The organism is Elusimicrobiota bacterium (genome assembly GCA_040757695.1).
Classification (GTDB): domain Bacteria; phylum Elusimicrobiota; class UBA8919; order UBA8919; family UBA8919; genus JBFLWK01.
Genome location: JBFLWK010000097.1, coordinates 1 through 7,426 on the forward strand (window position 1 = coordinate 1; position 7,426 = coordinate 7,426).

At 34.4% G+C, this 7,426-nt stretch carries 5 protein-coding genes; 3 read left to right on the forward strand and 2 right to left on the reverse strand.

Features of this window, described 5'->3' with window-relative positions:
- Nucleotides 1-84 precede the first annotated feature (84 nt).
- A complete protein-coding gene (locus tag AB1349_11910; GenBank protein MEW6558035.1) occupies nucleotides 85-2,268 on the reverse strand; it encodes a WG repeat-containing protein in 2,184 nt (727 codons plus the stop codon).
- A gap of 177 nt (nucleotides 2,269-2,445) precedes the next feature.
- Here AB1349_11910 and nifS point away from each other — a divergent pair, with 177 nt between their 5' ends.
- The 3 genes from nifS to mnmA are packed head-to-tail and all read left to right on the forward strand — an operon-like array spanning nucleotide 2,446 to nucleotide 5,167.
- Nucleotides 2,446-3,642 carry a cysteine desulfurase NifS gene (gene nifS / locus AB1349_11915; protein ID MEW6558036.1) on the forward strand — a complete coding sequence of 399 codons (1,197 nt, stop codon included), beginning with the start codon at nucleotides 2,446-2,448 and terminating at the stop codon, nucleotides 3,640-3,642.
- Nucleotides 3,643-3,659: 17 nt separating this feature from the next.
- Nucleotides 3,660-4,052 carry a Fe-S cluster assembly scaffold protein NifU gene (nifU, locus tag AB1349_11920; GenBank protein MEW6558037.1) on the forward strand — a complete coding sequence of 131 codons (393 nt, stop codon included), beginning with the start codon at nucleotides 3,660-3,662 and terminating at the stop codon, nucleotides 4,050-4,052.
- Complete coding sequence (gene mnmA / locus AB1349_11925) at nucleotides 4,049-5,167, forward strand: tRNA 2-thiouridine(34) synthase MnmA (GenBank protein MEW6558038.1); 1,119 nt, start codon at nucleotides 4,049-4,051, stop codon at nucleotides 5,165-5,167. Before nifU ends, mnmA begins: the two co-directional genes overlap by 4 nt.
- A 525-nt stretch (nucleotides 5,168-5,692) precedes the next feature.
- Here mnmA and AB1349_11930 read toward each other — a convergent pair.
- Complete coding sequence (locus tag AB1349_11930) at nucleotides 5,693-7,231, reverse strand: CsgG/HfaB family protein (protein MEW6558039.1); 1,539 nt, start codon at nucleotides 7,229-7,231, stop codon at nucleotides 5,693-5,695.
- Nucleotides 7,232-7,426: the final 195 nt, after the last annotated feature.

A 7,426-nucleotide genomic window follows, 5' to 3' on the forward strand; every position in this document is an offset into this window, starting at 1 on the left:
CGAATATAAAATGTATTTTTTGTAAGCCTTTTGGCATTTGTCATAAGTGTATCATTTTTATACGGTTGTGTCAAGGGCATTTTATTATCGGTAAAATATAAATTTATAGCCGTTTTTCAGGTCGATAAATCCCCATTTTCCTTTTATTTCTACCGAGATTAATCCTTCACCTTGATAACCAAAAGCATCATATTGTAAAGGTGTTATTTCCTTCCCTTGTTTATTAACAAATCCATATTTAAAGTTCTTTTTATCTAAACTGCAGATTGACACAAAAGCTAACCCGTCCCTAAATTCTCCAGCTTCTTTGTACTTGAATGGTGTAATTTCTTTACCATTTTTATCAATGTAACCCCACTTACCATTTAATTCTACAGATGCTAAACCTTCTTTGAATCCTAAATATGTTCCATCATATTTAAATGGTATTATTATATTATTATTTTTGTCAACAAATCCCCATTTTTTATTCATTTCTACTGCTGCCAAGCCATCTGAAAAACCCCAAGTATCGTCGTATTTTATTGGTATTATTTCCTTACCGTTTTTATCAATAAAACCATATTTATTATTCAATTTAACTTTTGCTAAACCTTCTTTAAAATCATTTGAGACAACACTAAGTTCATTATCGTATTTTAATGGAACAACTTCTTGTCCTTCGGCATTGATGTAACCACATTTGTCGCCTTTCTCGCTGAAAACAACAACCTCGGTTAATCCTTCACTGGTATCCCCAATAAAATCATATTTAAGTGGAGTGACAACTCTTTTATTTTTATCAATAAACCCCCATTTTTCACCTATTTGGAATGGTATAAGAATATTCTTTTTTTTGAATAGTATTAAAACAATTTTGTTTTGCCAGTATCTGATATTGTACTTATTGTTTTTTTGAATTTTAGCGTCAATCTTTATATAACTACCACCGCTAATTGTTAAATTTGAAGAATCTGCCTCCTTAATGGAAATCTTCTTTTGATTAAAGCACATATCAGTATCACCAGCCATCAGAATACAGGAAATTATACTTTTACCTTCAGGACTTGTATTGTCAGTCACCCAATTTAGCGTAGTTGACTTTCCGTTTTTCAATTTTTTTATACTTTTTGTACTTTCTAAGACAGTATATCTTTTAGATTTGTTATTTTCATAATACTCTGTATATTGCAAAATATTGACATTGATATCATTAATATCATTCAAATCTTTGGGGATTATTTTTGCTGTTATCTGATATTTTTGTCCCTTTTCAACAATAGAAGGACATTCTAATGATAAATTGACTAAATAATGCTTTTTTACAAATTTTATTTTATTGTTATCATTTTTGTAAAAGAGAATAGCGTTTTCTTTGATAGAATACATGCTAAATTCTCTACTATCTTCAAGGAATCTAATTTTTTCTTTATATAACCAATTGTTATATTTAGTATAATATGAATCGTATTCATAAATTTCTTTTGATAATTTATCAATTTCTTTTTCCCATATTATTTTTCCCATAAAATCCATATAAAATATCTTTGTTTTATCATCATTATCACAATTTATAGAAACAAGCAAATACTGTCCATCTTCAGATATTATTATTTTATTCTCAATCGGGCTTATCTCATCTATCATTTTTTTCTTCCATAATAACTTGCCATCGTTAACAGAATAAAAATATACTTTACCTGAATAATCCAAGATAGCGAAATATCTGCCATTGCCGCTGATATGTGTATCATCAATCCAAAGCATCTTATTTACTTTTTCGCCGTAATTTTCTACATTTTTTACCAAGGTCCCGGATGAATCAAAAATCAAAAAACCACCCGATCCACCTTCATCAAACCAACCTGCATAATTTAGAACAACATATTTCCCATTATTAGAAATGCATACATAATCTGGAAATTCTTTTAACTCTTTTTTCCAAATTGTTTCAGTCTTTTTTCTAAAAGTAATTTTTACAGGAGGCCCTGTAACCCACATTTGCTCTGTCCACTTATATTTCATAACCTCTACCTCTAATTCATACATTCCATTATCTGATTGATAAAAATGTTTTGTCCCAGGATCAGGACAAATTGCTAAACCCCAGATATTGGTTCTGATAAAAATATTTATAACAAAACTTATGCAAAAAAAGAAAAACATTTTACTTAGACTAATATCCATCATATCTTGCTGGCATACAATAATCTGCCTTATCTGTTCCAGAATAGAATTCCCGCCTTCAACCAGTTTCTCTACAAGTTTCACATCAGATATTTTTTCCATAGCCACTCCCTATATCGCGAATAAAGACACACGAATAAAGGCAAATATCACGAATTGCCACGAATAACTGCATTGATTTTATTCGTGAACATTCGTGATATAATTCGTGATTAGTTATTCGTGAACTTATTATACAAAATACTTGACTTTTATTCAACAGTTTGGTAAAATAAAAATATGCGAAAAGTTTATCTTGACTATAATGCTACTACACCTATTCATCCAGAAGTGTTGGATGCAATGTTGCCATATTTCAAAAATGTTTATGGGAATCCTTCAAGCGTACATTCGTTTGGGCAAGAGACAAGAAAAGCGATTGAAGATGCACGCGAAGAAGTTGCCAAATTTTTGGGTGCTGAAAATCCGTCTGAAATCGTGTTTACTTCCTGTGGAACAGAGTCAAACAACTACGCTGTAAAAGGAACTGCATTTGCGCTAAAAAACAGAGGTAATCATATAATCACATCAAAGATAGAGCATCATGCGGTTCTTGAGGTTTGCCATTATTTAGAAAAACAATTTGGCTATGAAGTTACATATATTCCTGTTGATAAATATGGAATAGTTAAGAGTGAAGATGTAAAAAACGCAATTACAGATAAGACGATTCTTATATCAATAATGCATATAAATAATGAAGTCGGAACTATTCAACCGATAGAAGAAATTGCAAAAATTGCGAACGAAAAAAAGATAGTTTTTCATACGGATGCTGTTCAATCAACAGGTAAAATTCCGATTGATGTAAAAAAAGTTGGTGTAGATTTGCTTTCACTATCAGGACATAAGTTTTATGCGCCCAAAGGTATAGGTGCTATTTACATAAAAAAGGGAACAAAATTACACTCGTTATTACACGGTGGGCATCATGAAAAAAACAGACGTGCAGGTACTGAAAATGTGCCTTATATTATTGGACTGGCAAAGGCATTGAAGATTGCTTATCAGGATATGAAAAATGAATCCAAAAGAATTTTAGAACTGCGACAGAAACTTGAAAATGGAGTCATTAAAAAAATTGAATACACGCAACTTAACGGTCATCCTGAAAAACGGATTTATAACACCTGTAATATCTCGTTTAGTTATATTGAAGGCGAAGGGATATTGATGTCGCTGGATTTAGAAGGTTTTGCTGCAGCTACTGGTAGTGCATGTACTTCTGGAACACTTGAACCATCGCATGTTTTATCAGCAATGAAAATTCCGCCCGTAGTTGCACAAGGTTCAATAAGATTTTCGCTCGGACATTATACAACTGAAAAAGATATTGATGCGCTTTTGGAAATCCTACCGAAAATAGTTGAGCGATTAAGGTCAATATCGCCATTGTGGGAAGACAGGTTAAAGACAGAGATAAGAGATAAGAGATAAGAGATTGGAGAGAATATATGCAGTACTCATCTAAAGTAATGGAACATTTTCAGAATCCGAGAAATGTCGGTGAAATACCAGACGCAGATGGTATTGGGAATGTTGGGAATCCTATCTGTGGCGATATAATGCGGCTTTATATTAAGGTAAAAGATGGAATTATCGTTGATGCAAAGTTTAAGACATTTGGCTGTGGTGCTGCAATTGCAACTTCATCAATGGTAACTGAAATGGTAAAAGGGAAATCTGTTGATGAGGCGCTAAAAATCTCCAACCGTGCAGTTGCAGAAGCATTAGGTGGACTTCCGCCTGTTAAAATGCATTGTTCAGTGCTCGCTGAGGAAGCACTCCGTGCTGCACTTGACGACTACTATAAAAAACATCCGGAAGCAAAATCAAGCAAAAAGTGAAAAAGAAAGTGCTTGTTTTAATGTCAGGTGGTGTTGATTCATCAGTTGCTGCCTGTATTCTGAAAAAATCCGGCTATGAAGTCATTGGCTGCACAATGCGGCTTTTTTTGTGTCGGTATGTATCGGCTGAACGACAATGTTGTTCACCTGAAGATATTGTTATTGCTAAAAGGACTGCCGAGCAACTCGGGATAAAACATTATATTGTGGACAGAAGAAAGATTTTTGGAAAGTATGTTATTGAAAATTTTGTCTCTGAATATCTCAGAGGCAGGACACCTAATCCGTGTATTGTCTGCAATATGAAAATAAAATTTGACAAAATGCTTGAATTTGCGAAAGGGCTTGGTTGTAATTTTATAGCAACAGGACATTATGCAAGAATAGGGAAAAAGTCAGAAGTCGGAAGTTGGAAGTCGGAAGTATATGTATTGAAAAAGGGAATTGATAAGACAAAAGACCAGTCGTATTTTTTATACGGACTTACACAAAAAAATCTTCCACATATTTTATTCCCATTAGGTAATTACAAAAAAACTGAGATTAGAAAATTAGCTAATGAGTTAATGTTAAAATCTGCTAATAAAAAGGAAAGTCAGGAGATATGCTTTGTGGGGAACGCAGATTACCGCAGATCTTTGAAACACAGATTAACACAGATAAAACCACAGATTAACACAGATATAAAACCAGGAAAAATTGTGGATATTTTTGGAAAGGTTGTAGGAATGCACAAAGGAATTCCATATTATACAATCGGACAGCGACAAGGACTTGGGATTTCAGTTGGTTATCCGACGTATGTTGTCAAGATAGATGCCGAAAAAAATCAAATTACTGTTGGTAGAAAAGAGGAACTTTTGGGTAAAGAATTTTTGGTACAAGATATTTCGTGGACTGTTTCGCAACCTAACAAATCGCCAATAATCGCAGATGTAAGAATACGATACAAGCATAAAGAATCAAAAGCAAAAATATTTTTGCAAAAAAATAATACTGCAAAAATTGTATTTTACAAACCGCAACTCTCAATCACACCAGGTCAGTCTGCTGTATTTTACAAAAAAGATATTGTATTAGGTGGCGGGATAATAAAAGCAGTGATTAGTGATTAGTAATATGGTTCTTTCAAATTTATAATTTGTAGTTATGGATTTTTAATCCACGATTATACAGCAATTAAAAACCTGTCCTCACGAATGTGTGGCTACGACTACTAACACAAAAATTTGAAAATTTCAAGTCTGGCACAGTTCTCAGTTCTGGCACAGTTCTCACAAGTCTGGCACAGTTCTCACAGTTCTCACAGTTCTTGCCAGTTCTTGCAGTTCTTGCAGTTCTTGGTGGCACAGTTCTTGGCAGTTCTGTCGGCACAGTTCTGTCAGTTCTGTGCAGTTCTGTGGCCTGGCACAGTTCCGTGGCACAGTTCCGCAGTTCCCACAGTGGCACAGTTCCCAGTTCCCAGTTCCCGTTCAGTTCCCAGTTCCTCAGTTCCTCCGGCTACTACATTCGGGGAGAGGCTTCTATCGGGAATCCAGTATTTTCCTCCGTCCCCATTTTTCCTGTCTCCCCCTGTATAACTGCTAATTATATCTAAAGCAAGAGGGTTTCTTTGAAATTTGAGAGTGAGTCCACTATAATCAAAAATTGACATTAATACCGACCATAACTGGTAGTAAATAATTTCTCTTCACTATGTTAATAACTCCTATTTGAACACCTTTCAGAGTTTCACAGTAATTTATAATTCCAAACTGAACTCCAGAAATATGTCTCGCTATATTTACAGCACAGATTAAACCGCCTTGTATACCACGAAAATCGTATGATATATTCGTGAGATTGGTCAAAAAACCGCCTTGTATACCACGACCAATCCTCGTTATATTGACAGCACCGGCTTGTATGCCACGAATATCTTTTGCTATGTTCACAGCACCACATTCAAGTCCACGAACTTTATTAGATTTTGTGATGACACCGGTATCCAGACCTCCTACATTTGGTTCTTTAAACAATTGAGCAGATGGATAAAAAGAAAAGTTAAATGGTATCCATATCTCTGGTGTTAGAACATGATTGCCAACCTTTAGTTTTTTCCCTGATTTAATAATACTAATTTCACCAAGTGAAGATTCCCTATCCACATATTCAATTTCTAATTTGCCTATATTTTCATAACCTTCTATTTTTTCCTTTCTTGTAATAGGACTTATTTTAAGGATTGGTTGTGTAACTATAAATATATCTCCGATTTCGACACCATCTTTTGAACCGAGATTTATTACTATTTTGTTATTTTCTCTGATTTCAGTTATTTCCCCTTCTAATTTTGGTTTTTTCTTAGGAGCAGGTTCGCCTACAACTGCAGGTTTTATTGTCGGTTTCTGAGAAGAAACACTAATTCCTATAAGTTGTCCTGCTAAATCCTGTGTAGATGCCATAAGTTTGTGCACTTCGTAACATTGCACAGTTTTTGAAGTTTCTATTTCTCCTGTTTCTACCTCCACAACACTTGCAGTGATGTAATAGACACCTTCAAGTTTAGAGAGTGAGCCAACAACCATCTTTTTTACATTCAGTATTTTACCAATCTGGACTGCGCATTCTGCTTCTGTACAGCCAGTTGCTTGAAACGCTGCTTCTGCTAATATTTTATCCATATTCGCTTTCTCTATGACGGTATACTGACCTATATTCACAAACTCTGTTCTTACAAAATCAGCCACTATTGAAGCATCTGCTTGCGATACATTCTTTCCAGCAAACTCAGCAACTGCGATATTTTCTTTGCCTTTCCACTCTTTTTGTCGGGCAGATAAATCTGCCCCTACTGTAAATGACCACACAGCAGATGGTTTTGACCAGCCATCAAAATTATGTGCTGCAACACGCCAGTAATATCTTCTCCATTTTTCTAAATATCTATCAGTAACTTCCCAGTAGGATTTCTTAGGGTAGGGTTTTGAATTAACAACTTTATTTGTACAATCTTTATCAGAATAAATACCTACATTATAGCAGTCAGCACCTTCCACATCATACCATTCCAATTTTGGTGTAGTTGAGGTAATTGTTTCTCCATTTTCAGGCGCTAATAATGCAGGTGTCTCAAGCACTTGCTGAGTATATAAATTAGAAACCAACAAAATAATAAGAATAAAACTGATAGATATCATGTGCATCACCCAAAGATAGCGAAGCTTAACAATTTATTTGTAGTTGCGTGGTAAACCCGCTACTACAATGAGTTATTTCTGGAAATTAATATTATTCTCTGTCGCTTAAAGAATATTCTCTATCGCTTAAACATTCAGAGGCATCTCCAAAGCATAATTCTCTATCTCTTAAACATTCGGCGGTATCTCCAAAAC

Bases quoted from the DNA above. Each gene is read 5' to 3' on its own strand.
- AB1349_11910 (MEW6558035.1), bottom strand. From the start codon at position 2,268: ATGGAAAAAATATCTGATGTGAAACTTGTAGAGAAACTGGTTGAAGGC.
- nifU (MEW6558037.1), top strand. From the start codon at position 3,660: ATGCAGTACTCATCTAAAGTAATGGAACATTTTCAGAATCCGAGAAAT.
- nifS (MEW6558036.1), top strand. From the start codon at position 2,446: ATGCGAAAAGTTTATCTTGACTATAATGCTACTACACCTATTCATCCA.
- AB1349_11930 (MEW6558039.1), bottom strand. From the start codon at position 7,231: ATGATATCTATCAGTTTTATTCTTATTATTTTGTTGGTTTCTAATTTA.